Source organism: Symbiobacterium terraclitae (genome assembly GCF_017874315.1).
GTDB classification, from domain to species: domain Bacteria; phylum Bacillota; class Sulfobacillia; order Symbiobacteriales; family Symbiobacteriaceae; genus Symbiobacterium; species Symbiobacterium terraclitae.
Genome location: NZ_JAGGLG010000001.1, coordinates 111,062 through 134,746, shown reverse-complemented (window position 1 = coordinate 134,746; position 23,685 = coordinate 111,062). Strand labels below are relative to the sequence as shown.

Sequence of the window (23,685 nt, the reverse complement as noted above, 5' to 3'; positions counted from 1 at the left end):
AGCACCGCCAGCGGAAGGGGCGCCCGACCGCTCAGGCCAGCGTCGGCGCCCCAGTCGCTCTGCTTATGAGACGTTACGAAGAGACGAAAAGTTCGCCGGCCCGTTCAGCGGGCGTACTCCACCGCGCGGGTCTCCCGCACGACGACAACCCTGATCTGCCCGGGGTACTCCAGCTCGTCCTCGATCTTCCTGGCGATCTCCTTGGTGAGCTTCATGGCCGCGTAGTCGTCGATCTTCTCCGGCTTCACCATGACCCGGATCTCGCGGCCGGCCTGGATGGCGTAGGACTTCTCCACGCCGTCGAAGCTGTCGGCCAGGGCCTCGAGCTTCTCCAGCCGCTTGATGTAGGTCTCGAGCGTCTCACGCCGGGCGCCGGGACGGGCCGCGGAGATCGCGTCTGCCGCGGTGACCAGGTGCGCCTCGACGGAGCGGGGCTCCACGTCGCCGTGGTGGCACTCCATCGCGTGGATGACGTCAGGATGCTCCTTGTAGCGGCGCAGCAGGCTGACGCCGATGGCCACGTGCGAACCCTCGAGCTCGTGGTCGACCGCCTTGCCGATGTCGTGCAGCAGGCCGGCCCGCTTGGCCACCTCGACGTTGACGCCCAGCTCGGCCGCCATGACGCCCGCCAGGTGGGCCACCTCGACGGAGTGCTTGAGCACGTTCTGGCCGTACGAGGTGCGGAACTTGAGCCGTCCCAGCAGCTTCACCAGCTCGGGGTGCAGGTTGTGGATGCCCAGCTCGAAGCAGGCGGCGTCGCCCTCCTCGCGGATGCGCGCCTCGACCTCCTTCTGCGCCTTCTCCACCATCTCCTCGATGCGGGCCGGGTGGATGCGCCCGTCCTGGATCAGCTTCTGCAGGGCGATGCGCGCCACCTCGCGCCGCACCGGGTCGAAGCCGGAGAGCACAACGGCCTCGGGCGTGTCGTCGATGATCAGATCGACGCCGGTCAGGGTCTCGAGCGTGCGGATGTTCCGCCCCTCGCGGCCGATGATCCGCCCCTTCATCTCGTCGTTCGGCAGGTTGACCACCGAGACGGTCAGCTCGGAGGAGTGGTCGGCGGCCACGCGCTGGACGGCGATGCCCACAAGCTCGCGGGCCCGCTTCTCGGCGTTCTCCCGCGCCTCCTGGTCGATCTCCCGCATCAGGCGGGCGGCGTCGGCCCGGGCCTCCTGCTCCACCTGCTGCAGGAACAGGCGGCGGGCCTCCTCCATCGTGAGCTGGGAGACGCGCTCCAGCTCGGCCATCTGCTTCTCGACGAGCTCCTGGGCCAGCTGGTTCTTCCGGTCGAGCTCCCGCTCCTTGCGGTTCAGGGTCTCTTCCTTCCGCTCCAGCTGCTCCACCTTGCGGTCGAGGGCCTCTTCCTTCTGCAGGACCCGCCGCTCCAGGCGCTGGATCTCGGCACGCCGCTCCTTGATCTCCCGCTCGGCGTCGGTGCGGAGCCGGTGCACCTCTTCCTTGGCTTCGAGGATCGCTTCCTTCTTCTTAGCTTCCGCCTCGCGCAGGGCCTCGTCCAGGATGTGGCGGGCCCTGGCCTCGGCGGAGTTCAGCTTCAACCGGGCCTCGCGCTGGTACCACTGGTACCCGCCGTACACGCCGGCGGCACCACCGATGAGCAGCGCGACGATCGCGATGATAACTTCGGTAATCACGTTCACCTCCTATCGCCTTCGGTGTCAAAGGGTCGCAGTCACCTGGACATTGAAAAACGGACCATCTGCAGGTCCGTACTCCGTGCTCGCCATATACTTGCACACGCCGACGGACTTGGTCGGCGCGCGGGTTGTCGACCAGGTCGGTTTTTGCTTGTAATGACAAACCCTAAGGAGCAGAGCATGCCTTAGGAGACATTTCTTATGAGCAAAACACGGGTGGAAGCCCGTGACGACCTTTCTGGCCTGGGGTGGTAACACCCATCCAATTTCACAACCAATGGCTGGCACAAGGAGGTTGGACCTCCCTTCTATGATAAGGCCGTCCTCACTTTCTGTCAAGGTTAAGAGAATTACGCATTCAGGGGTGAGCTAGTCCGCCTCCCGCAAGGCCAAGAGCAGCCAAGATGGCAGCCCGATGGCGCTCACGCCGTCCGGGCGGGCCTGTCCGGGCCCCAAGACGTAAGGCCCCAGGTCGAAATGCCAGCTGGTGTTGATCTGAAGAAGCAGGCGGACCGTGGCGCCGTACCGGGGCGATGCCTCCCGTCCGAGGCCAGCCAGCAGGCGGAACGTGACGAGGCACTCCTCGTACAGGCGGGCCAGGGTGCGCGCGAGCGCCCGGCCCGTCTGCTCCTCGATGCCCATCGATGACAGCTTGAGGTCCAGCCGCTCGTACAGCAGGTGCCAGTGGCGGTACCGGCCATCGAGCTTGGCCTGCTCCGCGGGCAGCGGATCGTGCCCCGCCTGCAGCGCCTCCGCCGCCTCCTCACGCTCGGCCAGCTCCGAGGGCTCGAGGTCGAGGCTGTCCAGCAGGCGGTTCATGGCGGGCGCCGTGGCCTGCGCCCACCCCTCCGCGCGCCGGGACCAGCGCAGGAGCACCAGGGCGTGGCGGCGCCAGGCGGCGCGGTCGCCGTCCGCAGCCTCCAGGAGCCCGTCCACCAGCTTCACCAGGTCGGCGCAGAGCGCCTGAAGCGCGGCCAGGTCGTAGGCAGGCAGGTACGAGAGGTCCGGGTCGAGCCCGGCCTGGCAGAGCCGCTGCCACAGGTTCTGCGCCCCGTTGGCGGCGGTGGCGGTGCGGTGGATTCGCGCCGCGGTCTCCTCCCACCAGTGCACGGTGATCCCCCCATGGCAGTTCTTCGCATGAGGCCCCTGCCGGAGGGCTACCCTAGCCCAGAGTCCGGAATGAGGGAGGCCTGAACACATGAAGCTGAATCCAGGCGAGCGTTCCATCCTCGCCGGCTTCGTCGATGAGCGGGCGGCGCAGGCGGCGAAGCAGGAACTGCAGTCCGCAGGATTCAACACGGTGCAGATCGACCGCGTCAGCGAGCAGCCCGATCCGACGGACATCGACAGCCGCCGCCCGGCGCTGGGCGGTGCGGGCAGCAACGCCGCCGCGGTCCTCTTCGACGGCGAGGGCAGCCTGTCGGAGGACCGGCGCCCGCTGCTGGCCGCCATGCCGGAGGTATCGGGCATGGCCGGGGAGGCGCAGCGGGAGGCGCCCTTCCTGCTGACCGCCGTGGTGTCGGCGGAACGGCTGGACGAGGCGCTGCAGATCATCCGCGCCCGGGGCGGCGACGCCTGAACGGGCTCAGACCTGCCTGAGGCGAGTGGCCACCTCTTCCAGCAGGAAATCGATGGCCTCCTGCAGTTCGTCCGGGTCGGCCTCGCGCGCGCTGATCTCGGCCACCGTGCCCCTGTGCAGGTAGACGGTGATGAGCGAGCCCTTGGGCAGCTGGAAGCACCACATGGCGTGCCCCTGCTCCCCCATGTGGGCGCTGGGCACGCCCAGCATCGCCCGCACGATCAGCCGCACCGTGCGCTCGCGGCCGCGGGTCATCTGGAGCCAGTCGGCCCGCCGGTACTCCAGCGGCCGGCACTGCCCCAGGTGATTGCCAAAGACCTTCTGGTGGAGGAAAGTCTGCAGGGTGTACGCCAAGCCGGAACCTCCTCATCTGACCCGAAAGCTCGGGGAAGTGGCGCGAAACCGAGGGGGCGTTCGCCCCCTCGGATCGCGCGAACGTACTTAGCGAACCGCCATCTCGGTCTCCGCGTCGAAGAGGTGGACCTTGTCGGAGTCGACCGCGAGGTTGATATTCTCGCCGGAGTGGAAGCGCAGGTGCGGCTCGACCCGGGCGGTGATCTGGTTCTCGCCCGAGCTGAGGTAGAGGTAGATCTCGGAGCCCAGCGGCTCGACGACCTCGATGCGGGCCGGGATGCGCGTGCCGTTGTGGGCCGCGACGAACTCGGGGTTGGCGTGGATGTTCTCGGGCCGGATGCCGAGCACCATCTCCTTGCCGCCGTAGTTGCGGGCGGCCGCCGCCAGCTTCTCGGGCAGGGGGAGCGTGAACGTGCCGCCGTCGAAGACCTTGGCGTCGGCGGAGAGGCGGCCGCGCAGGAAGTTCATGGTCGGGGAGCCGATGAAGCCGGCCACGAACAGGTTCGCGGGATGGTCGTAGAGCTCCTGGGGCGGCGCGACCTGCTGGATGACGCCGTCCTTCATGACGACGATGCGGTCGCCCATCGTCATCGCCTCGACCTGGTCGTGGGTGACGTAGATCGTCGTGGTCTGCAGCCGCTCCTGCAGCTTGGAGAGCTCGGTGCGCATCGAGGCGCGCAGCTTGGCGTCGAGGTTGGAGAGCGGCTCGTCCATCAGGAAGACGGCGGGGTTGCGCACGATCGCGCGGCCGAGGGCCACGCGCTGGCGCTGACCGCCGGAGAGCTCCTTCGGCTTGCGACCGAGGAGGTTGGACAGGCCGAGGATGTTCGCCGCCTCCTTGACCCGCTTGTCGATCTCGGCCTTGGAGAACTTCCGCAGCTTCAGGCCGAAGGCCATGTTCTCGTACACGTTCATGTGCGGGTAAAGCGCGTAGTTCTGGAAGACCATTGCGATGTCGCGATCCTTGGGGGCCACGTGGTTCACCAGGCGGTCACCGATGTAGATCTCGCCCTCGGTGATCTCCTCGAGCCCGGCGATCATGCGGAGGGTCGTGGACTTGCCGCAGCCGGACGGCCCGACGAAGACGATGAACTCGCGGTCCTCGATCTCGAGATTGAAATCCTTCACAACCCTGACGTCACCGAAGCTCTTGTACACGTGGCGGAGACTGACCTTGGCCATGCCGGAACTTCACTCCTTTGGCCCCTTGAGCCCTGGCGTATTGGAGACGGGGCGGTCCCGTCTCACTAGCAACGCCCGAAGGCGCTGTAGCTAGATTTAGCGGGGAACATTGAACCTAATATACCGTGAACGGAAGCATAGTGAAAGCCGCAAAACCTTAAGCAGTAGAGACCCGTCTCGGCGCGCCGCCCCTGTGGGGCGCGGCGCGGGGACGAGCCGGCCGGAGCCGCGGTGAAGAGTCTCACCATAGGACACTTCGGGGCGCGGTGCGCAATTCCTCCATCAGTTGACAAGCAATGTTGAAACAGGCGGTCCCGGTCAGGACCGCCTGCGGGCCGCGCGCTGCGCCCGCGGCTTGCCGCCAAGCCGCAGGCCCGCGGCCTTGTAGAGCGCGGCCACCTCCTCGCTGGTCAGCGGGCGCCACTGGCCCACCGGCAGGTCGCCCAAGTTGAGCGGCCCCAGCGTCGTGCGCTTCAGGTGGATCACCTCGTGGCCGATGGCCGCGAACATGCGGCGTACCTGCCGGTTGCGCCCCTCGTGAATGCGCAGGGAGATCGTGGCGCTGTTCGGGGCCCGCACCTCCAGGACCTTCACCTCAGCCGGGGCCGTCGGCCCGTCCTCCAGTTCGATGCCCTCCTGCAGCTTCTTCAGCTTGGCGGGTCCCGGGACGCCCCGCACCTTGGCGATGTACGTCTTCTTCACCTTGCGCGCCGGGTGCATCAGGCCGTTGGCCAGGTCGCCGTCGTTGGTCAGCAGCAGGAGCCCCTCCGTGTCGTAGTCGAGGCGCCCGACGGGATAGACCCGCTCCGCCACCTGACCCTCCAGCAGGTCGGTCACCTTCGGTCTGCCCTGCGGGTCGAACAGCGTCGTCACGTAGCCCTTGGGCTTGTTGAGCATCACGTAGACCTTTTCCTCCGGCTGACCCAGCGGTCGGCCGTCCACCTCGATGATGTCGCGGCCCGCGACCACCTTGGTGCCCAGCTCGGTCACCACCCGGCCGTTGACGGTCACCCGCCCGGCCTGGATCAGCTCCTCGCTGTGCCGGCGGGAGGCCACGCCCGCGCGGGCCATCACCTTCTGCAGGCGCTCGGCCACCTCCATCTCGGCCGGCGACAGGCGCTGCGGCTGCCGGGCCCGCTTCTCCGGCTTCGCGGCCTTGGGCACGCCAACTCCGGCGCCTGCGTGACGGCGCGCGCGGCGCCTGCGCAGCGCGCCCCGCTCGAGGCTCATGCGCAGCTGCTCGTCCACCGAGGCAAAGCCGCCGCCGCCAGTGGAGAACCGGGGCGCACCCTGCCCCCTCCCGGCGGCCGGCCGTCCCCGGCGCGCACCTCCGGGCCCTTCACCCTGTGGCCGCCCGGGCTTTCGGGGCTTGTCTGCCATCTGTTACACCTCACCATCATGTCCTGCGGTTCATAGGATGGGGTACTGCGCCAGGCGGGCGGCCCCCGCCCCGCTGCTTGGGGGTGAAGCACCCGGTGAAACTGGGCCTGGAACTGATCGCGCACCGGCCGGTGCAACTGCGGCTCGGCACGTTCTTTGAGACCTGGATCGCCACCGCCGGCGGCAGCGCCCGCCGCTCCCTGGGGAGGGACGAGTACCACCTGCGGCTGACGATCGGTCCGGGGGGCCGCCTGGCCGCCACCGGCCGCACGCACATCTGCCAGGTCGACCTCGAGGCGGCCGACCTGGGGCCGAACGGCGCGCGCCAAGCCCTGCTCGCACCCGTCGCACGGCCCGAGGGGAGCCCGGTCCTCTGGGGGATCCGGACCAACCGCTTCCTCAGGGCCGAGGACCTGCGGCAGCTCACGCGGGCCCGCCTCCTGCAGGAGGGCGGGCGGGTCATGGAGTTCACCTTCGCCGACGACGGCATCGACCTCCAGGTCCTCTCCCCCGGCCGGTACCTGGTCGACGTCACGGCGCTCGTGGCCGACTGAGCAAAGAACAGGCTGCGCCCCGGCAGCCTGCCCTTAGCCTCTCCGCACGCTTACTCGGCGATGCGGGCGATGACCTCGACCTCGACCGCGGTGCCCATGGGCAGCTCGGAGGCGCCCACGGCCGACCGCGCGTGCAGGCCCTTCTCGCCGAACACCTGCTGGTAGAGCTCGGAGGCGCCGTTGGCGACGGCGGGCTGCCCCGTGAACCCTTCGGCGCTGTTGACGAACACGACCACCTTGACGATCTGGGCGATCCGATCCAGCGAGCCCACGGCCGCCTTCAGCACCGCCAGCGTGTTGATCGCGCACAGGCGGGCCGCCTGGTACCCCTCCTCGGGGGTCAGGTCCTTGCCCACCTTGCCCTTGTACTTCAGCTGACCGGCCTCCACCGCGATCTGGCCGCTCGTGAAGACGAGGTCACCGCTGCGGACGAAGGGTACGTAGGCGGCGACGGGCTTGGGGGCTTCGGGAACAGTGATGCCGAGTTCTTGCAGCTTGGCTTCAACGCTCATGGATGGTAACTGCCTCCTCCGCTAGATGGATCGTCTCTACTATTACCACAAGGCTAGCCAAAAAACCAGTTGCACACGTAGAGCGCCGCCAGAAAGCCGACCAGGTCCGCAGCCAGACCCACTGCGGCGCTGTAGCGCACCCGGCGGACGCCCACCGAGCCGAAGTAGACCGTCAGTACATAGAACGTCGTGTCGGTGGAGCCCTGCATGATGGAAGCCAGCCGCCCGATGAACGAGTCGGGCCCGTGCGTCTTCAGCAGGTCGGCCGTCACCGCCAGCGACCCGGCGCCGGAGAGCGGCCGGACGATCATCAGCGGCAGCACCTCGGGGGGGAAGCCCATCCGCCCCGTGACGCCGCTCAGCGCCTCGGCCAGCAGTTCCATCGCACCCGAGGCCCGGAAGATCGAGAGCGCCATCAGCATCCCGATCAGGAAGGGGATGATCTTCACGGCGATCTGCAGCCCCTCCTCCGCACCCTCGATGAAGGCGTCATAGACGGGCACCCGCCGGATGGCGCCCCACAGCGGGATGAGGGCGAGCATCCCCGGCACCGCCCAGAGCGAGAGCGCATTCAGCACCGACATCGGCCCTACCTCCCCCGTGCGCGGAGAAAGCTTCGGACCAGCGCGTCCAGCGAGACGGAGAAGACCCCCGACACCAGCGAGGCGACCAGCGTGGCCACGACGATCTCGGCCGGGTTCACCGAGCCGTAGGTGGCCCTGAGGGCGATGATCGTCCCGGGAACGAGGGTCACCGAGGCGGTGTTGAGCGCCAGGAAGGTGCACATCGCCTCAGACGCCGTCTCCTTGTCGGCGTTCAGCTCCTGGAGCTCCTGCATGGCCTTCAGCCCGAAGGGTGTCGCCGCCGACCCCAACCCCAGCATGTTGGCCGAGATGTTCATGAGCATCGCCCCGACAGCCGGGTGGCCCTTCGGCACGCTGGGGAACAGCCAGCTGACGACGGGGCGCAGCAGCGCCGCCAGCCCCTCCATCAGGCCGCTGCGCTCGGCGATCTTCATGATGCCCATCCAGAGCGCCATCAGCCCGGCCAGGCCCATGACGGTCTCGATGGCCAGCTTGCCTCCGGCAAACGCCGCGTCGGTCACCTCCGCCGCCCGGCCCGTGGCGGCGGCCACCGCGACGCCGCTCAGGATGAGGCCCAGCCAGACGAGGTTCAACACGCTCCCGCCACCCCCTCGCGGGAGATGGATATGCCGTGTGGGACAAATTCAGCCCTTGTCCGCGGACAAGGGCACGCGACAGCGGGGCGCCCCCCCGAGGAGGGCGCCCCGCGCACGCGCGGCCGCCTACGCCTTGAGCATGCGCTCGACGTCGAGGACGAAGACGGTGGCCCCGTGCTCCTCCGCCGCGCGGGGCGCCTTCGCCTCGCCCTGGGCCGGCTGCACCGCAGGGCAGGCGCCGCGGATGGTCGCCAGCGCATCGTCCAGCTGCGCGGAGCCGACACCGACGAGGAACGTCGTGTTGCCGCGCTTCATGAAACCGCCGGTGGAGGCGAGCTTCGTGGCGCCGAACCCCTTGCGGGTAAGCGCGTCGGTCACGGCTGCGGCGTACTCATCGCGCACCACGGCGACGATCATCTTCACGTCCCGATCCCTCCCGCGAAGCTGGTCTGGGCATCATTGCCTTTCGGCGGGTCCTCCCCGATTCCCTCCACCCGTGCTGCCCGTCTGCCCCCCATTGTAACATCAGCCGCATAGGGCGTACACGCGGGACATACGGTGGTCGCGAATGAGACAAGGGGTGATGGCGATGCTTGGGACGACCCGCGCCCGTTTCCACGTGGTGCGCATCAACCGCTGGTGGGCGGCGGCGGTGGCGGCCGTCCTCCTGGCCGCCGTGGCCATTCCCTGGGGCGCAGCGGACCGTGCGGTGCGCGTGGAGCCTGGCGTCACCCTGCTGGGCTTCGACTTCTCGGGGCTGACGGAGCGGGAGGCCCGGGCCCGGCTGGAGGAGCTGGCCTCTGCCTACCGGGTGCTGCCTGTGAGCGCCAGCCGCTTCACGGATGCGGACGGCACGCCGTATGCGGTGCCCGAACTGAACGGCTACGAGCTGGACGTGGACCGCACCTGGCTGCGCCTGGCCGCCGCCCCGCCCAACACGGCGGTGGAGCCGGCCGTGCGGGTGCAGCCGGCCGCGACCCGCCTCGCCGACCTGCCGCTCAGCGCGATCCGCCAGGGCAACAGCGAGAAGCAGGCCGTGGTGCTGCTGATCAACGTGGACTGGGGCACCGACGAGCTCCGCCGCATGCTGCCGATCCTGAAGCGGAAGAACGCCCGCGCGACCTTCTTCCTCTCGGGCCGGTGGGCCGCGGACCACCCCAACCTGACCCGGCTCATCGTCGCCGAGGGGCATGAGGTGGCCACCCACGGCCACGACCTGACCCACGGTCCGAAGGCCCTGGCTGCGGCCGGGCGGCTGAAGGAGGACATTCAGACCTCCGTGGCCATCATCGAGGAGCTCACCGGGCAGAAGGTGAAGTACTACGCACCGCACAAGAGCGAGGTCGACCAGCGGATCCTGCAGACCGCCGCCGAGCTCAACCTGCAGACGGTGCTCTACAGCCTGGATACGGTGGACTGGAACGTGCAGTACGCCACGCCGGAGCGCATCCTCGCCACGTTCCAGAAGGCCAAGTCTGGCGACCTGATCCTGATGCACCCCAAGGAGAACACCGTGCAGGTGCTGGAGCAGGCGATCGACCTCCTGCGGAGCCGGGGCTATCAGGTGGTCACGCTGAGCGAGATGCTCTCCCCCGAGCCCCTGCTGCCGGGCCAGAGCGACGGTCAGGTCGACGGGGAGTGAGCGGTACCACCTGGGGTAGTGGAATGGGCCCAATGCCTTATTGGGGGAAGAACGTCTTTTCTTGTACAATTAACACATCTGCATTTCGTGGCAGCTCGACGCAGGGTAGCGAGTGTTCAGAGCGAATAAGATAAGTGTTTGCAGTATTCCTCATCACTGGAGGCAGCCTATGCGATTCACCGTACGTCAGAAACTCATGGCAGGATTCGGCTCGGTTGTCGTACTGCTGGGCGTGGTGGCCTGGGCCGGCGTCACCAGTCTGAACGAGACCACAGCCCTCTACGGCGACGTGGTCCACCGGGTCGACGCCGCCGCGATGAGGGCCCGCGACATCGAGGCGGGCGTGCAGGACGAGGGGCGCGCCCTCGCCAGCTACCTCCTGACCGGCGAGTCAGCGTACGCCGACGAGTTCGAGACGGCCTCGGCGGAGGTGGCCGCGGCGCTCAGCGAGCTCTCCGGCCTCGCCACCGGTGAAACCGCCGACCTGGTAGAGGAACTGCGCGGGCGGGTGCAGGCCTATGAGGCGGTCTCCCGCAACCTGCTGAAGCGGGCGCACTACGGCCAGGCCGAGGCCAGCTGGATCCTGTCGGAGCAGCTCCGCCCCCTGCGCGCGGACGTCGAGTCCGCAGTGAACGCCCTGAAGGCCCATACCGACCTCATGGTGGGCAATCAGACCCGGCTGGCCCATGAGCGGGCGGACCAGTCGGTGTACATCGTCGTCGGCGTCAGCGCAGCGGCTGCGCTGCTGGGCATCTTCGCCTCGCTCCGCGTCTCCGGAGCAGTCGCCCGCACGGTGCGTGACGTGGCCGCTGTGGCCGAGCGGATCGCCCGGGGCGACCTCAGCCAGGGCCAGATCCGCGCCGGCAACGACGAGCTGGGCGACATGGCCCGGGCGATGCAGCGGATGGTGGAGCGGTTCCGCGAGCTGATCGGCAGCATCCAGCATGTGGCGGGCTCGCTCATGGAGTCGGCGCAGCGGCTCGCCGCCACGTCGGCGCAGTCGGCCAGCGGGGCGCAGGATGCGGCCGGCATGGCGGCGCAGATCTCCGCAGGCGCCGCGGCGCTCACCGCGGCCGCGGGCGACGTGCGCCAGATCATGGAGGGGTTCCAGCAGACCAGCCACCAGATCGCCCAGGGTGCGCAGACGACCGCCGGGGAGATGGCGCGCGCCACCGAGCTGCTGACCAACTCGGCCCGGGCAGCCGCCGCGGTCGCCGCCAGGACCGACGAGGTCTCGGCCCAGACGGCGCGGACCGAACAGGTGGCCCGGGAGGGCGCCCAGGTCGTGCACGAGTCGCTGGCCGCCATGCACCGGATTCAGGCGGCGGTGGCGGACTCGGCCGCCCGCATGCGCAACCTCGAGGCGCTCTCGGCGCAGATCGGCGAGATCACCGAGGTCATCAGCGCCATCGCGGACCAGACGAACCTCCTGGCGCTCAACGCTGCGATCGAGGCGGCCCGGGCCGGCGAACAGGGACGCGGCTTCGCCGTCGTGGCGGAGGAGATCCGCCGCCTCGCCGAGCGCTCCGCAAGCGCCACGCGCGAGATCGCCGAGCGGATCGCCAGCATCCAGTCGGGAACCGCCGACGCCGTGGCGGCGATGGAGACGGGCATCCAGCAGGTGGAGGAAGGCAGCGCCAAGGCCACCGCCGCGGGGGACGCCCTCGACGAGATCCTCGCCGGCGTGCGGTCCGCGGCCGAGGACGTCGTGGAGATCGCCAGGAGCGTGCGGGCCATGCAGTCCGACATCGACCGGCTGGTCGAGTCGTTCCAGACCGTGGCGGCGCTCGCCGAGGAGTACACGGCCGCAACCGAGGAGATGGACGCCTCCACCGCCCAGGTGTCGAGCGCGATGGAGCAGGTGGACGAGACGGCCCGCGCCAACGAACGGGCCGCCCAGGATGTCTCCAGCTTCGTTGGGCAGCTTACGGCCGCGGTCGGGGAGGTCGCCTCCGCCGCGGACGGGCTGAAGGGGATGGCGGCGGAGCTGCAGGCCTCCGTCGCAGCGCTGAAGCTCTAGCCCGGCTGACGCCAGCCTCCGCTGCGCCGGGGTTGTTAGACAAACAGCTGCGGCGCCTGTCGCCGCAGCTGTTTCCTTTCTGCCCGCGTCCTGCCGCGGTTCCAGGGCGTCCGTGTCGCACAGTTGTCCGGAGGCGCCCGTGTCCCATCGTTGTCCGCAGGCCCCCGTGTCGCATCGCTACTCGAAGGCGGCCGAGACGGCCTCCCAGATCGCCTGCTCGTTCAGGCCCAGCCGCCAGATGGCGATACCGCCGAGTCCGTACCTCGTCACCACGCCCAGCTTGGCTGCCGTGGACTGCCCGTTCTCGAAGTAGACGGTGTGCGCCACGCCGCCCTCGGTGTAGGTGAAGTAGGGCACCTGCGCCACGTCGTCCCAGAGGACCCCGGCGCCGTGCCGGGCCGCCAGCTGGTACGCGCCCGCGGTGGACAGGCCCCTCACCACCCGGTTGGTGCCGGAGACCCAGGCGTAGCCGTAGGCTGGGATGCCCAGCAGGATCTTCTCCTTCGGGATCTGCTGCGTGGCGTAGGCGACCACGCGCTCCACCCAGGGCAGGGACGCGACGGGACCCTCCGGCAGCCCGTAGGTGTGCTCGTCGTAGGCCATGACCGCGACCTGGTCAGCCACAGCCCCCAGCGCCGCGTAGTCGAACGCGCCGCCCCAGTTGGACATCCTGTCGTCCCACACCTTGGCCGGGACGGAGACCGTGATGCCGATCCCGCGGGGCCTCAGGGCGGCCGCCGCCTCGGTCACCAGCGCGGTGTAGTACGGCCGCAGGTCGCCCGGAACGTTTTCGATGTCGATGTCGATACCGTCCAGGCCGTGGGCCTGTGCGACCGCCACCATGTCCGAGACCGCCCTGCTGCGCTTCGCCGGATCGGCCAGCACGCTGCGGGCGACCTCCGCGCTGAAGTTGCCGTCCTTCATGTTGTGGACCAGCCCGTAGACGGGCAGTCCCAGCCCGCGGGCCTCTGCCTGCAGCGCGGGGTAGGCCCGCGTGGTGATGGAGCCGTCTGCGTTCAGCTGCAGCGCGAAGTTGACGACCCGGTCGACGTGCCCGGCCGCCGTGCGCAGCGCCTCCAGGGCGCGCCCGTCGCCTTCCCAGTCCTCGGCGTAGTAGCCGACGACGAGGGGTCCCGCCTCCTTCACCGCCACCCAGCCGTCCCCGGCCAGGTCGGGGAGGACCCACGCGTCCCGGGCCTGCAGCGGCGCAGGCGCAGGCAGGGCGCCGGCCGGGATCCCCGGCGCGGCACCCACCGCGGCGCCGGCCAGCATGAGCGCCACGGACAGGAACAGCGCAACCGCCGCCTTCGGCCAAGCGCGCACGCGTACACCTCCAGATAATCGAACACCATTTATACTTGTGTTCGATTATACGGGAGGAAACTTTTCGGCGGCATCCGTGGATTGCTGGGAGACTGGCGATCCGCGGACTGCTGGGCACGCTGCTCTGCCGCTCAGCCGGACTCCCGGGCGCGGCTGTCGACCACATGCCTGTGCTCCCGGGATTTTCGGACGCCGCACATCGATGCTGCCTGCAGCGTGGGCGACCGCAACCGGTGGACTCCAGGATGCGGGTCTTGCCGCATACCGGGGTTCCGCGGGGCGGCTTTCGGCGGCCACGTGCACGCCTGTCGACACCAGGGCTCTGTGAAGGAGGGACTCGCCGTTGCGCATCAGCGGATCGTTCGGCTTCGACGCGCCGCCCGACATGGTGTACCGGCTGTTCACCGATCCCGACGCCCTCATGAACGCGACCGTCGGCCTCCGCGCCCTGCGCCCCCTCGGGCCGGACAAGTGGGAGGCGGAGATGCAGGTCCGCCTCGGCGGGTTCGCGCTCGCCTACCGCGGCACGATCGCGGTCACCGACCGCACGCCGGACGGATACCGCCTGCGGATTGCGGCCGAGACCGACGGCGGGGCCATCGACGCCGACGTCGCGCTCTGGTTCCGCCCCTTCGGGAGTGGCACCCGGGTGGAGTACGCCGCCGAGTTCGCCATCCGCGGCGCGCAGCGGCTCCAGCCCGCCCTCGCCCGCGCCCTGGTGGATTTCTTCATGCACGGGATGAAGGAGTACGCCGCGCGGTGCCGGAAGGCGTCCGGACAGTGCGCGGCGCAACAGGTCCGGCCCGACGCGCACGAGCACACCCCGGAGTGACGAACCCCGGGGTGTGCCCCAAAGCCACGCTCACACAATCCGCTTCAGCCGTTCGATCGCGCCCCGCAGGTCCTGCGGGGCGTTCACCATGGGTGCGAACAGGTCGCCCACCGCCGCCAGCCGGTCCGGGAGGGTCCGGATGGTGAACCGGGGCGGCTCGCCCGCCACCTCCGCCCAGGTGACGGGCGCCGACACCGGCGCCCCGGGCAGGGGCCGCACGCCGTAGACGCTGGTGATCGTCTGCCCCCGCCGGTTCTGCAGGTAGTCGACGTACACCTTGCCGGCCCTTTTCGCCACCGCGCGCTCCAGCGTCACCTTCTCCGGGTAGGCCCGCAGCAGAAGGCGGCCGATCAGTTCGCAGAAGGTCGCCGTCTCGGCGTAGGTGGTCCCGGGCTCCGCCCGGCAGAAGATATGGATCCCCGTCGCCCCGGAGAGCTTGGGGTAGCCCGTGAGGCCCAGTTCCCCGAGGATCTGCCCCACCAGCCGGGCGACCACCAGCACGTCCTGGAAGGTGGCGCCCTCCGCCGGATCCAGGTCGATGACCGCCCAGTCGGGCTGGTCGGGCGCGTTGCAGGAGGAGAGCCACGGGTGCAGCTCGATGGCCCCCAGGTTGGCCACGTACGCCAGCGCCGCGGGCTCCTCGATGCGCATGTACCGGATGACCCGACCGTCCTCGGCCTGGTCGGGCCAGGTGGGGATCCAGTCCGGCAGTCCCTCCGGCGCGTCCTTCTGGTAGAACCACTTGTCCCCGTAGCCGTGCGGGTAGCGGGTCAGCACCACGGGACGCCCCCGCAGGTACGGCAGGAGGTACTGCGCCACCGACACGTAGTAGGCGATCAGGTCGCCCTTGGTCAGCCCGTCCTCGGGCCAGAACGGCTTGTCCAGGTTGGTGACCACCAGCTCCCGGCCGGCCACCGACACCCGCTGCCTGCTGCCGCCGGCCACTACTCGACCCGCAGCTCCCCGGGCTTCCACGGCGCGATCAGGTCCATCACCTCGTCCACCTCGGCGCGGTCGACCGTGGCGGAGAGCCGCCAGGCACCCGCTCCCGGCCCCGTGCCGCTCCGGGCAGCCCCGGAGGCGGATCCCTCTGCGCCGGTGGCCCCCATCCTGCCCGCAGGCCTCACATCCCTGTCCACCATGCTGCCGACGAAGCTGCCCAGCCCCGCCCCCGCGAGCGTGGTGACCATCGTACCGGTCGCGGTGGCGGCCCCTGGCGGGACCAGGTAGGTTCCGGCCAGGAAGCCGACGGTCGCGCCCACCGTCGCCCCCAGGACCACCCCCCGCCCCATGGCCCGCTCGCGGAGGTGCGCCTCGACCGGCGTTTCCTCCCAGGCGGCGTCCGCCGCCTCGAGGGCGACCTGCACCTCCCGGGCCTGGAGGTTCCGGAAGCAGGCCCGGGCGGCCTCAGCGTCCGCGAACACGGCCACGATGGTGGCCCGGTCGGCATCCAGGACCGGCCCCAGCCCGAACGCCGGCGCCTGGGCGGTCGGGTCGAGGCCCTCGCCCGGCTGGTGCAGCCACTCCTGTTCGCTCATGCTGCGTTCCTCCTCGCTGCGTCTCTTACGGCATCACGGCGGCCTCCGGCGGCTCCGTGCTGAAGCCCACCACTACGGGGTCCCGCAGCCGCTGCTCCTCCGTCCACTCGGTGAACGCCACCCTCACCGTCAGGCGGGGCTCCACCCAGGTGACCGGTCCGACGTCGCCGCTGAAGCGGTCCCGCAGGGCGGGCAGCCGGTCGAAGGGGCACGGGCCGGGCGGCAGGTGCGCCCTGATCGCCGCCAGGTCGCCGGCGGTGAGGCCGGAGCCGACCCGGCCGATGTACCGGAGCCTGCCCTCCCGGTACGCCCCCAGCAGGAGGCCGCCGGGGCGTCCGACGGGGTTCGTGTAGCCGACCACCACGGCGAGCATCTCGGACCGGCGCTTGACCTTCAGCCAGTCCCGGCTCCGGGTGCCCGGGACGTAGAGGCTGCCCCTCCGCTTGGCCACCACCCCCTCGAGGCCCCGGGCGACCGCGGCCTCGAACAGTGCGGGACCCTGGTCGCCCGGGAAGGAGGCGACCACCTGCCACGCCTCCGACGGCGCCACGACCCGCTCCAGCAGTTGCAGCCGCTCGGTCAGGGGCAGCCCGTACAGCTCCCGGCCGTCCAGTTCCAGCAGGTCGAAGAGCATGAGCGTGGCGGGCAGTCCCCGGGCCGGGGCCGTGGACCGTGCGGCGAGGTCCCGCTCCAGGACGGCCGGGAAGCTGGGCCTGCCGTCCCTGAGCACGATGATCTCGCCGTCCAGCACCGCCCTGCGGCCGGCCAGCGCCCGGGCCAGGCCGTCGAACTCGGGGAAGAGGGCCGTCCGCTCCCGCAGGCGGCGGCTCCAGTGACGGACCCGGCCTCCCTCCACCAGCGTCAGGTTGCGCACCCCGTCCCATTTCACCTGGTAGATCCACCCCAGGTCGGCGAAGGGGGCCTCGGCGCGCTCCAGGAGCATCGGGGGAAAGGGAAGCCGCAACCGCTACGGTCCCCCGGGGATCGCCTCGTCCGCCTGCGGCGCTGCCGGCACGGGCTGTCCGGACGGGCCGGCGGGCGCGGAGGGCACGCCCGGTGGCGGTGCGATGCTGGCGTGCCAGCGGGCCGAGCCGGGAGCGGGCTCCGCAGGGCCCTGGCGTGCGGGACCGGAGGCCCCGGGCACAGGGACCGTGGAGGCCGGAGCCACGCGGCCGGGGACCCCCGGGATGGTCTCCCCTGCGGGGCCGCCGGGCGGCGGCGCTGCCCCGGGCTCGGACCGGGCGGGTGCGCCCGCGGGGGACGGCGCCCCCGGCACGGCGCCGCGCCGCCCTTCCGCAGCCTGGATCGAGGCCCTCAGCGCCTCCATCAGATCGACGACCCGGCCCTGATCGGGCGCCGGAGCCGCCACCTCGGGCGGCGTTCCCGCCACCTTGGCCTGGATGAGCTCCATCAGCGCGTCGCGGTACTGGTTCGCAAACTGCTCCGGTTGGAACGCGGTGGCCAGCGACTCGATGAGCCCGGTGGCCATCTCGATCTCCTGCGGCCGCAGTTCGGGCGTCACGATGCCTGTGAGCCCGGCCACGCTGCGCACCTCGTCCGGGAAGTGCATGGTCTCCAGCGCGATCACGCCGCCCTGGAAGACCCGGAGCGCGGCCAGCGACTCCCGGGAGCGGATCACCACCCGGGCGATGGCGACCCGGCCGGTCAGCTCCATCGCGTGCCGGAGCAGCGCGTAGGCCTTGGCGCCCCCCTCCGCGGGCTCCAGGTAATAGGTCCTGTCGTAGTAGACCGGGTCGATCTCAGCCAGGCGGACGAACCCCACGATCTCGATGCTCTTTTTGGCGGCCAGCGGGATCGACTCGAAGTCCTCTTCGGTCAGGGTCACGTACCGGCCGCGCTCGAACTCGTACCCCTTGACGATCTCGGCACTCTCCACCTCGCGCTCGCAGTTCGGGCAGAACTTGCGGTACTGAATGGGCGTCCGGCACGGCTCGTGGAGCAGGTTGAAGCGGATGTCCCGGGACTCCGTCGCGGCGTATAGCTTCACGGGGATCGTCACCAGCCCGAAGCTGATGGCGCCCTTCCACATGCTGCGCAGCGCATCCACCCCCTTGCCTAGCGTAAGCCGCCTGCTGGCAGGCTATTCCCCCGGGTGATATGCCCCGGGCCGGGCGAACATACGCCCGGCCCGGGTGGTGCCCGATTCAGTTGACGGGTGTGTCGGGGGTCCCGGTGGGGTCTGTCGCGGCCGGGCGGTCGTCCCTGCCGTCGTCGCGGCCGCACGGCTCCGCCGCTCTCCCGCTCAGGGCGGACTTCAGCTTGTCGAGCAGCTGGGGCGCCATGTCGATGAGGCGGTTGACCGGCTGGCCGCCGTCCACCGGGAGCATCCGGATCTGGTCCCGCGCCACCACCAGGAAGCCCACCGGGTGGACCGAGACCCCGGCACCGCTGCCGCCACCGAAGGGATGATCCTGCCCGGGCTCACGGGCACCCGCCGGCGCGAACTCCGAACCGCCGGCCGCAAAGCCGAAGGCCACCCGGGAGACGGGGACGATCACCGTGCCGTCCGGCGTCTCCACCGGGTCGCCGATTACCGTATTCACGTCGACCATATCTCTAAGGCTTTCCATCGCCGTCTTCATCAGGCCCTGAATCGGGTGTTCGCTCACCGCTCCTGTCCCCTTTCCGCCGGCGGGTATCCCGCAGCCAGGCCCGCGCCTCCCGGCTGCGCATCACGCCGCGCAGCATCATGGCAACTGCTAGCGTAGCCTGCCCGAGCCGAACGGACAGTATGCAGTCGAGGTCGGTGCGCAGGAGCTGCCGCTGGAAGTTGGGCACCACGGCCACGGCAACGCCCCCGGGCTCCAGCCGCAGCCACCGGCCCAGCTGCGCCAGGAGGATGTAGGCGCCGCTCCAGCCCAGGCCGGCCAGCAGGGCGGAGTCGCAGGCGTCGGCTCCGCCCACCTCCAGGCGCAGCCGGAACCGGGGGCAGCGGGTCGCGCGGGCCAGGTAGCGGAGGCCCGGACCCAACATCGCCGCCAGTCTGGCGCCGTCCATGGGGGCGATGCTCTCCCGGACTCCCCCGGGCAGCGGCTCCCCCCTCTCCCGCCACCGGTGCCAGACCTGCTCCAGGGCGTCTGCGGCCTTCTCGGAGAGGCCGATCTCCCGGACCAGCCGCAGAAAGGCCGCGCGCACGTCCACCCGCAGCGACGCCTGCAGGTTGGCCTGGGCGAGCGTGAGGTGAACCCGGACGGGCAGGAGGGCCAGCGCGGCCAGAGCGAGCAGCACCGCCCCCGCACCGATCAGCCAGCCCATCTTCACCCACCCCCGCCAGTCATCCCCATCCTGACGAGGAGAGTCTTGCCAAAGGGTGCAGCGGGCATGCAGCCGGGGGAGGCGGTTGACTGGGAAGGAAGTTTCGAGCCGAAGTATGAACTCCGTAATAAGTCACATATTGCGGCGGCCTTGTGCGTACTGCCTTGGGGCCTGCCCGAACGCCTTCTCCACCTCGAAGACGGGGCATCCTCCAACGTCCCCCCTTCTGCAACCGAGGAGGGATCATGCGATATGTGGAGATTCTGGTCCGGCCGGCGAGACCGGCTCAGTCTGGCGCTGATCGGCGTGGCTGTCCTCAGCGCCGGGCTGTCCGTCATGTCCCTGCTGACCGATTCGATCCGCGGCACCGTCGTACGGGCCTACGAGCAGACGTGGCGGTCGCCCTACGACATCCTGGTGCACATGCCCCTGGACGGCACGCCGCAGGGCGACCTGACGGAGCCCAACATCCTGACCACCCTGCCGCCCGGGATCACGCAGGCCCAGCTTGAGGAGGTCCGAAGGGTCCCCGGGGTTGAGGTGGCGGCCCCGGTGGCCGTCGTCGGCCATGTGCAGGCCGGGCCCTCCTACCTGTTCCCCTCCGCCGACCTGCCCCATCCCGGCGGCGGCATCTACCGCATCACCAGCCAGGTGACATCCACCGACACCCTGGTGCCGGAGGCGATGCGGGAGGAGTACGTGGTCGCCCTCCCGGATCCGCGGACGGGACAGCTCCCGGACCAGGTGCCGGACGGCGCCCTGCTGTTGGACGCGGGGCAGCGGGTGTCCCTCGTCATCTCGGCCCAGATTCCCACCCTGCTGGTGGGCGTCGATCCCGAGGCGGAGGACAAGCTCGTGGGGCTCAACAAGGCCCTGACGGAGGGCCGCTACCTGCGGTCCGCCGACGGCGTTGACACAAGGCAAGTCGGGTCGCGGCCCGTTCCGGTGATCCCGGTGCTGGTCAACACCTTCGGGCTCCGTGGCATGACCTATTCCCTGACCGTCGAGGAACTGGATGCAGGGGGCAGGGTGAAGCGAAAGGTCGCGGAGCGGACCCTGGCAGGCGACGAGCTGCTCACGGCCATTGAAGAGGGCGAGGTGGCCCTCCACCGGGTGTATGGCCAGAGCGGCACCCTCACGTACACGCCCGTCCGGAGCCCGCATCCCGACCGGTGGCCTGATGCCTTTGCGATGCGTCCCGCCTCCGTCGACCTCCAGTCCCTCCTGGCGTACAGCGGCCCGGTGAGCCCGCAGACCAGCGTGACGGCAGGGACGCCCGTCCGCCCGTGGACGCCGGGTGCCGACGACCAGATCTTCTACTACACCATCCGGGGCTACTTCGACTCGTCCCGGCTCGACGTCGCCAAAGACCCCGATTCCCAGCTGCCGCTGATGACCTACCGCCCGGCTGAGGCCCTCCTGGTCCTGGACGGGGACCTGCGCCCCGTCAACCCGCCCCGCCGCATCGCCGGCAGCCTCTCACCCACCGGGTTCCTCTCCTCGCCGCCGGCCCTGCTGACCACCCTGGAGGCCGCCCGGGGCCTGGCCGGGGAGAACGCCGTCAACGCCATTCAGGTTAAGGTTGCGGGTGCGGACCACTTCACCCCCGAGGTGGTGGCGCGCGTCCACGACATCGCCGCCGAAATCGAGCGCCGGACCGGCCTGGTGGCCGAGGTCACCATGGGCTCCTCGCCGATGAAGGTCCTGGTCCAGGTGCCGGGCCCCGGCCCCGGCGAGTCAGCCGGGTGGATCGAGGTGCCGTGGATCCACAAGGACGCGGCGATGACCGTGGTCCAGCAGGTGGAGTTCGGCTACAGCGGGTACATCGCCGTGGTCCTCATCGTCGGGGCGCTGTATGCCCTGACCACGGCCCTCACCGGGGTGACGGCCAGGCGGCGGGAGGTGGGCGTCGCCCTCGCCGTCGGGTGGCCGGGGCGGTACCTGGGGCGGATCGCTGCCGGCGAGCAGATGCTCTTCGCCGTCGTCGCCGGCGTGCTGGCCGCCTTCTCGGCCGCGGTGGGCGGCGCCGGCCCCCGGATGGTCGGGGGCGTGTTCGCCGTGAGCCTCCTGCTCTACCTGCCCGCCTGCATCGCCGCCGGCTGGGCCGCTGCGGCTACCCCGCCCGGCGCCGCCCTGCGGTGGGGCGACACCGCCCCGGGACGGCGGGTGCTGCCGGGCACCGGCATCCTGCCGCTGGCCATCTCAAGCCTTTTGGGGCGGCCGCTGCGGACCTGTCTGACCGGAATCGCCATCGCCCTCCCCACGGGACTGATCACCGTGCTCGCCTTCACCGCCGGACACCTGGACGGGGTCCTCTACACCACCCTGACCGGCCAGTATGCCGCACTCAAGGTGGGGCCCCTCCAGTTTGCCGCCGGGGCCGTCGCCCTGCTCGTCGCCGCGACGGCGGCCTTCGACCTGATCCGGCAGAACGCCGTCGACCATCGGGATGAACGGGCGCTGCTGCACGCGCTGGGATGGCCGCACCGGTGGATCGCGGGCACGATGGTCGCCGAGGGCGTCCTTCTCGGCGTCCTGTCCGGCGCGCTGGGCCTGCTGCTGGCGGCGGGAAGCCTCCAGGTGCTCTACGGTTCTGCCGCCGCCGCCTTCCAGGGCGTCTCGCTGCTGGCCGGCCTCCTGCCGGCAGGGCTGGGACTGGTCACCGGCCTGCTGGGAAGCCGCGTCGAACTGCGGTCCTGGGACCGATACGCCCTGGCGGGCGCAGGGACCGGGCAGGTGGCGCGCTTCGATGCCCGAGCGCTTTCGGCTGCCGCAGCCGTTCTCCTGGCGGCGGTCAGCGTGACGGTCGCGCTGGTCGCCCCCCGGGTCATCCGGGAGCGGGAGGTCGCCACCGCCGGGGCCGAGCACGAGGAGGCCATCGAGGCGCAGGCTGCCATCGAGGCCGCCGTGGCCAGGCAATCCGAGGCGCTGGAGCAGATGGACCTCGACGGGTACCTCGCGACGTTGAACCCCACTTCCCAGGCCTATCTCATGGAACACCGCCACTGGTTCGAGGACGTCCTGCGCTGGCGCAGCGAAAACCCCAACCGCAGGGTGACAAGATCTGTCGACCGGGTCGCGCTCCTCGGCACCAACACCGCGCACGTCGACATCCTGCTGCGGCTGGAGGACACGGAGACGACTTCGGTAGCGCTCGAGACGGTCTGGGTGCAGACACGCGAGGGTCGCTGGGTCGAGCACGGGTGGCAGAAGGAAGTCCTGCAGTCCGGGGACGTTGTGGTCTGGTATCCGGAGGAAGCCGCCGCCCTGGCCCGGGAGATGCTGACCAACGCCGTGGAGGCCGTCGCCCTCGCGCAGGAGGCTGGATGGTGGAGCGGCGGACCCGTGGTCATCGACATCATGTCCGATGAGCAGAAGTTCCGTGCCTCGCAGGGGCCGTGGCTCGGTCAGTTCGGGCTGGACCCCTGGACCGACTACGGTGAACCGATCCGCCTGTCCGCGCGGCGGGTGGCGCCTGGCCCCCTCAGCCTGTACCAGATCATCACCGCGCAGGAAGCCAGGCGGATGAGCCACAACAACGCCCCGCGCTGGCTCGTCCTGCCGGTGGGCGAGCTGGCCGCATCCCGGGCGGCGCAACTGTCGCGGGAGGCGCTCGTCGAGTCGCTGTCAGCGGCCACCCCCATGCCGCTCGCCGAGCTGGCCACGGTGCCGCCCACGTTCATGCTTCCTGAGGACAAGGCGCATCTGGCGCGGGATACCGGGTTTGCGCTGGTCCTGTACCTGGAGGAACAGGCAGGTCCCGAGGCGGTACGCAGGCTTCTGGAGCGGCTGGCCGGCCATCCGGTCGACCCCGTGGGGACCGGACCGGATGTTGAGCCCGCACGGGGCGCAAGGGCCCTGCAGGCCCTGGAGCAGATGACGGGCAAGCGCGTGGCGGAGCTGGAGCAGGACTTCCTGGCCTGGTGGAACCAGCGGATCGTGAGGAGGTAGTCCCATGGAAGGGTTGGCCATCGAGCTGAGAGGCGTGACCAAACGCTACCGGGGAGGCGGCGCCCAGGACCTGCTCATCCTGAACGGCGTCGACCTGGAACTCGAACCGGGCGGCAAGCTGGCCCTGGTGGGCCCGTCGGGCAGCGGCAAATCGACCCTGCTGTCCCTGATCGCCGGCCTCGACCTGCCCACATCCGGCACGGTGCGGACCGCCGGCGTCGACCTGACCAGCGCGCGGCCGGCGGAACTGGCGCGCTTTCGCTTCCAGCACGTCGGGATGATCTTCCAGCAGCACCATCTGATCCCGACGCTCACGGCCCTGGAGAACGTCATGCTGCCGTGTACGCCGTGGAAGGTGGACTACCAGCCCCGCCGGCGGGCCGAGGAACTGCTCACGCTGGTCGGGCTGAAGGACCGGATGGCCCACCTGCCGGCCCAGCTCTCCGGCGGCGAGCAGCAGCGGGTCTGCATCGCCCGTGCGCTGATGAACCGCCCCACCGTCCTGCTGGCCGACGAGCCCACCGGAAACCTGGACGAGGCGTCCGCCCGCGAGGTGCTGCGGCTGATCCTCGACCTGGCGGAGCAGTTCCGCATGGCGCTGCTCTTTGTCACCCACGACATGCAGCTGGCCCGCAGCTTCGGCCGTGTGGTCAGGCTCTACCAGGGAGTGCTCCATCCGGTGACGTAGGTCGGGACCATCGACGGCA

General features: G+C 70.3%; 23 protein-coding genes. 7 read left to right on the top strand and 16 right to left on the bottom strand.

The window, feature by feature from the left end; translation table 11 throughout:
* Nucleotides 1-104: 104 nt before the first annotated feature.
* Both rny and J2Z79_RS00660 read right to left on the bottom strand, forming a co-directional pair.
* Nucleotides 105-1,652 carry a ribonuclease Y gene (gene rny, locus J2Z79_RS00665; protein WP_209464914.1) on the bottom strand — a complete coding sequence of 516 codons (1,548 nt, stop codon included), beginning with the start codon at nt 1,650-1,652 and terminating at the stop codon, nt 105-107.
* 372 nt (nt 1,653-2,024) lie between these two features.
* Nucleotides 2,025-2,765: a hypothetical protein gene (locus tag J2Z79_RS00660; RefSeq protein WP_209464913.1), complete on the bottom strand. Its 741-nt coding sequence runs from the start codon at nt 2,763-2,765 to the stop codon at nt 2,025-2,027.
* 88 nt (nt 2,766-2,853) lie between these two features.
* Here J2Z79_RS00660 and J2Z79_RS00655 point away from each other — a divergent pair, with 88 nt between their 5' ends.
* Nucleotides 2,854-3,234, top strand: a complete 381-nt coding sequence (locus J2Z79_RS00655; protein ID WP_209464912.1) for a hypothetical protein — start codon at nt 2,854-2,856, stop codon at nt 3,232-3,234.
* A gap of 6 nt (nt 3,235-3,240) precedes the next feature.
* On the opposite strand, the gene J2Z79_RS00650 is transcribed toward J2Z79_RS00655, so the two are convergent.
* The 3 genes from J2Z79_RS00650 to J2Z79_RS00640 all read right to left on the bottom strand — a co-directional run bounded on the left by J2Z79_RS00650 (nt 3,241) and on the right by J2Z79_RS00640 (nt 6,150).
* Nucleotides 3,241-3,588, bottom strand: a complete 348-nt coding sequence (locus J2Z79_RS00650) for a hypothetical protein (RefSeq protein ID WP_209464911.1) — start codon at nt 3,586-3,588, stop codon at nt 3,241-3,243.
* 87 nt (nt 3,589-3,675) lie between these two features.
* On the bottom strand, nt 3,676-4,770 hold the full coding sequence (locus J2Z79_RS00645; protein ID WP_209464910.1) for an ABC transporter ATP-binding protein: 1,095 nt from the start codon (nt 4,768-4,770) through the stop codon (nt 3,676-3,678).
* Nucleotides 4,771-5,088: 318 nt separating this feature from the next.
* The gene (locus J2Z79_RS00640; RefSeq protein ID WP_342589386.1) at nt 5,089-6,150 is read right to left on the bottom strand and encodes a pseudouridine synthase; all 1,062 of its coding nucleotides are present in this window, start codon (nt 6,148-6,150) and stop codon (nt 5,089-5,091) included.
* Nucleotides 6,151-6,245: 95 nt separating this feature from the next.
* Here J2Z79_RS00640 and J2Z79_RS00635 point away from each other — a divergent pair, with 95 nt between their 5' ends.
* The gene (locus J2Z79_RS00635; protein WP_209464909.1) at nt 6,246-6,704 is read left to right on the top strand and encodes a hypothetical protein; all 459 of its coding nucleotides are present in this window, start codon (nt 6,246-6,248) and stop codon (nt 6,702-6,704) included.
* 50 nt (nt 6,705-6,754) lie between these two features.
* Here the strand turns inward: J2Z79_RS00635 and J2Z79_RS00630 are convergent, their stop codons facing one another.
* The 4 genes from J2Z79_RS00630 to J2Z79_RS00615 all read right to left on the bottom strand — a co-directional run bounded on the left by J2Z79_RS00630 (nt 6,755) and on the right by J2Z79_RS00615 (nt 8,813).
* Nucleotides 6,755-7,216: a RidA family protein gene (locus J2Z79_RS00630; RefSeq protein ID WP_209464908.1), complete on the bottom strand. Its 462-nt coding sequence runs from the start codon at nt 7,214-7,216 to the stop codon at nt 6,755-6,757.
* Nucleotides 7,217-7,269: 53 nt separating this feature from the next.
* Nucleotides 7,270-7,800, bottom strand: coding sequence for a spore maturation protein (locus tag J2Z79_RS00625; protein WP_209464907.1), 531 nt, complete (start codon nt 7,798-7,800; stop codon nt 7,270-7,272).
* A 5-nt stretch (nt 7,801-7,805) separates the two neighbouring features.
* The gene (locus J2Z79_RS00620) at nt 7,806-8,396 is read right to left on the bottom strand and encodes a nucleoside recognition domain-containing protein (protein ID WP_209464906.1); all 591 of its coding nucleotides are present in this window, start codon (nt 8,394-8,396) and stop codon (nt 7,806-7,808) included.
* 126 nt (nt 8,397-8,522) lie between these two features.
* Entirely contained in the window at nt 8,523-8,813 is a 291-nt protein-coding gene (locus J2Z79_RS00615; RefSeq protein WP_245301842.1) for a cyclic-di-AMP receptor, read from the bottom strand.
* Nucleotides 8,814-8,985: 172 nt separating this feature from the next.
* On the opposite strand from J2Z79_RS00615, the gene J2Z79_RS00610 reads away from it, so the two are divergent.
* Together J2Z79_RS00610 and J2Z79_RS00605 are read left to right on the top strand one after the other, a co-directional pair.
* On the top strand, nt 8,986-10,038 hold the full coding sequence (locus J2Z79_RS00610; RefSeq protein ID WP_209464904.1) for a polysaccharide deacetylase family protein: 1,053 nt from the start codon (nt 8,986-8,988) through the stop codon (nt 10,036-10,038).
* A 169-nt stretch (nt 10,039-10,207) separates the two neighbouring features.
* Nucleotides 10,208-12,058, top strand: a complete 1,851-nt coding sequence (locus J2Z79_RS00605) for a methyl-accepting chemotaxis protein (protein ID WP_209464903.1) — start codon at nt 10,208-10,210, stop codon at nt 12,056-12,058.
* Nucleotides 12,059-12,235: 177 nt separating this feature from the next.
* On the opposite strand, the gene J2Z79_RS18195 is transcribed toward J2Z79_RS00605, so the two are convergent.
* Nucleotides 12,236-13,381 (bottom strand): glycosyl hydrolase family 18 protein, encoded by a 1,146-nt coding sequence (locus tag J2Z79_RS18195; RefSeq protein WP_209464902.1) that lies wholly within the window; start codon nt 13,379-13,381, stop codon nt 12,236-12,238.
* A gap of 343 nt (nt 13,382-13,724) precedes the next feature.
* Here J2Z79_RS18195 and J2Z79_RS00595 point away from each other — a divergent pair, with 343 nt between their 5' ends.
* The gene (locus J2Z79_RS00595) at nt 13,725-14,213 is read left to right on the top strand and encodes an SRPBCC family protein (protein ID WP_209464901.1); all 489 of its coding nucleotides are present in this window, start codon (nt 13,725-13,727) and stop codon (nt 14,211-14,213) included.
* Nucleotides 14,214-14,243: 30 nt separating this feature from the next.
* Here the strand turns inward: J2Z79_RS00595 and ligD (J2Z79_RS00590) are convergent, their stop codons facing one another.
* The 6 genes from ligD (J2Z79_RS00590) to J2Z79_RS00565 form a co-directional block, all read right to left on the bottom strand.
* Nucleotides 14,244-15,158, bottom strand: coding sequence for a non-homologous end-joining DNA ligase (ligD, locus tag J2Z79_RS00590; protein ID WP_209464900.1), 915 nt, complete (start codon nt 15,156-15,158; stop codon nt 14,244-14,246).
* Nucleotides 15,158-15,751 (bottom strand): hypothetical protein, encoded by a 594-nt coding sequence (locus tag J2Z79_RS00585; protein WP_209464899.1) that lies wholly within the window; start codon nt 15,749-15,751, stop codon nt 15,158-15,160. The genes ligD (J2Z79_RS00590) and J2Z79_RS00585 overlap by 1 nt, the downstream gene beginning before the upstream one ends.
* 25 nt (nt 15,752-15,776) lie before the next feature.
* Entirely contained in the window at nt 15,777-16,715 is a 939-nt protein-coding gene (gene ligD / locus J2Z79_RS00580) for a non-homologous end-joining DNA ligase (protein ID WP_209464898.1), read from the bottom strand.
* A 3-nt stretch (nt 16,716-16,718) separates the two neighbouring features.
* Complete coding sequence (gene ku, locus J2Z79_RS00575) at nt 16,719-17,801, bottom strand: non-homologous end joining protein Ku (protein WP_245301786.1); 1,083 nt, start codon at nt 17,799-17,801, stop codon at nt 16,719-16,721.
* A 115-nt stretch (nt 17,802-17,916) separates the two neighbouring features.
* Complete coding sequence (gene ytfJ / locus J2Z79_RS00570; RefSeq protein ID WP_245301784.1) at nt 17,917-18,324, bottom strand: GerW family sporulation protein; 408 nt, start codon at nt 18,322-18,324, stop codon at nt 17,917-17,919.
* Between the two features lie 4 nt (nt 18,325-18,328).
* A complete protein-coding gene (locus tag J2Z79_RS00565) occupies nt 18,329-19,027 on the bottom strand; it encodes a DUF2953 domain-containing protein (protein ID WP_209464896.1) in 699 nt (232 codons plus the stop codon).
* A gap of 252 nt (nt 19,028-19,279) precedes the next feature.
* Here J2Z79_RS00565 and J2Z79_RS00560 point away from each other — a divergent pair, with 252 nt between their 5' ends.
* Both J2Z79_RS00560 and J2Z79_RS00555 read left to right on the top strand, forming a co-directional pair.
* Complete coding sequence (locus J2Z79_RS00560) at nt 19,280-22,978, top strand: hypothetical protein (protein ID WP_209464895.1); 3,699 nt, start codon at nt 19,280-19,282, stop codon at nt 22,976-22,978.
* Nucleotides 22,979-22,982: 4 nt separating this feature from the next.
* The gene (locus J2Z79_RS00555; RefSeq protein ID WP_209464894.1) at nt 22,983-23,666 is read left to right on the top strand and encodes an ABC transporter ATP-binding protein; all 684 of its coding nucleotides are present in this window, start codon (nt 22,983-22,985) and stop codon (nt 23,664-23,666) included.
* Nucleotides 23,667-23,685: the final 19 nt, after the last annotated feature.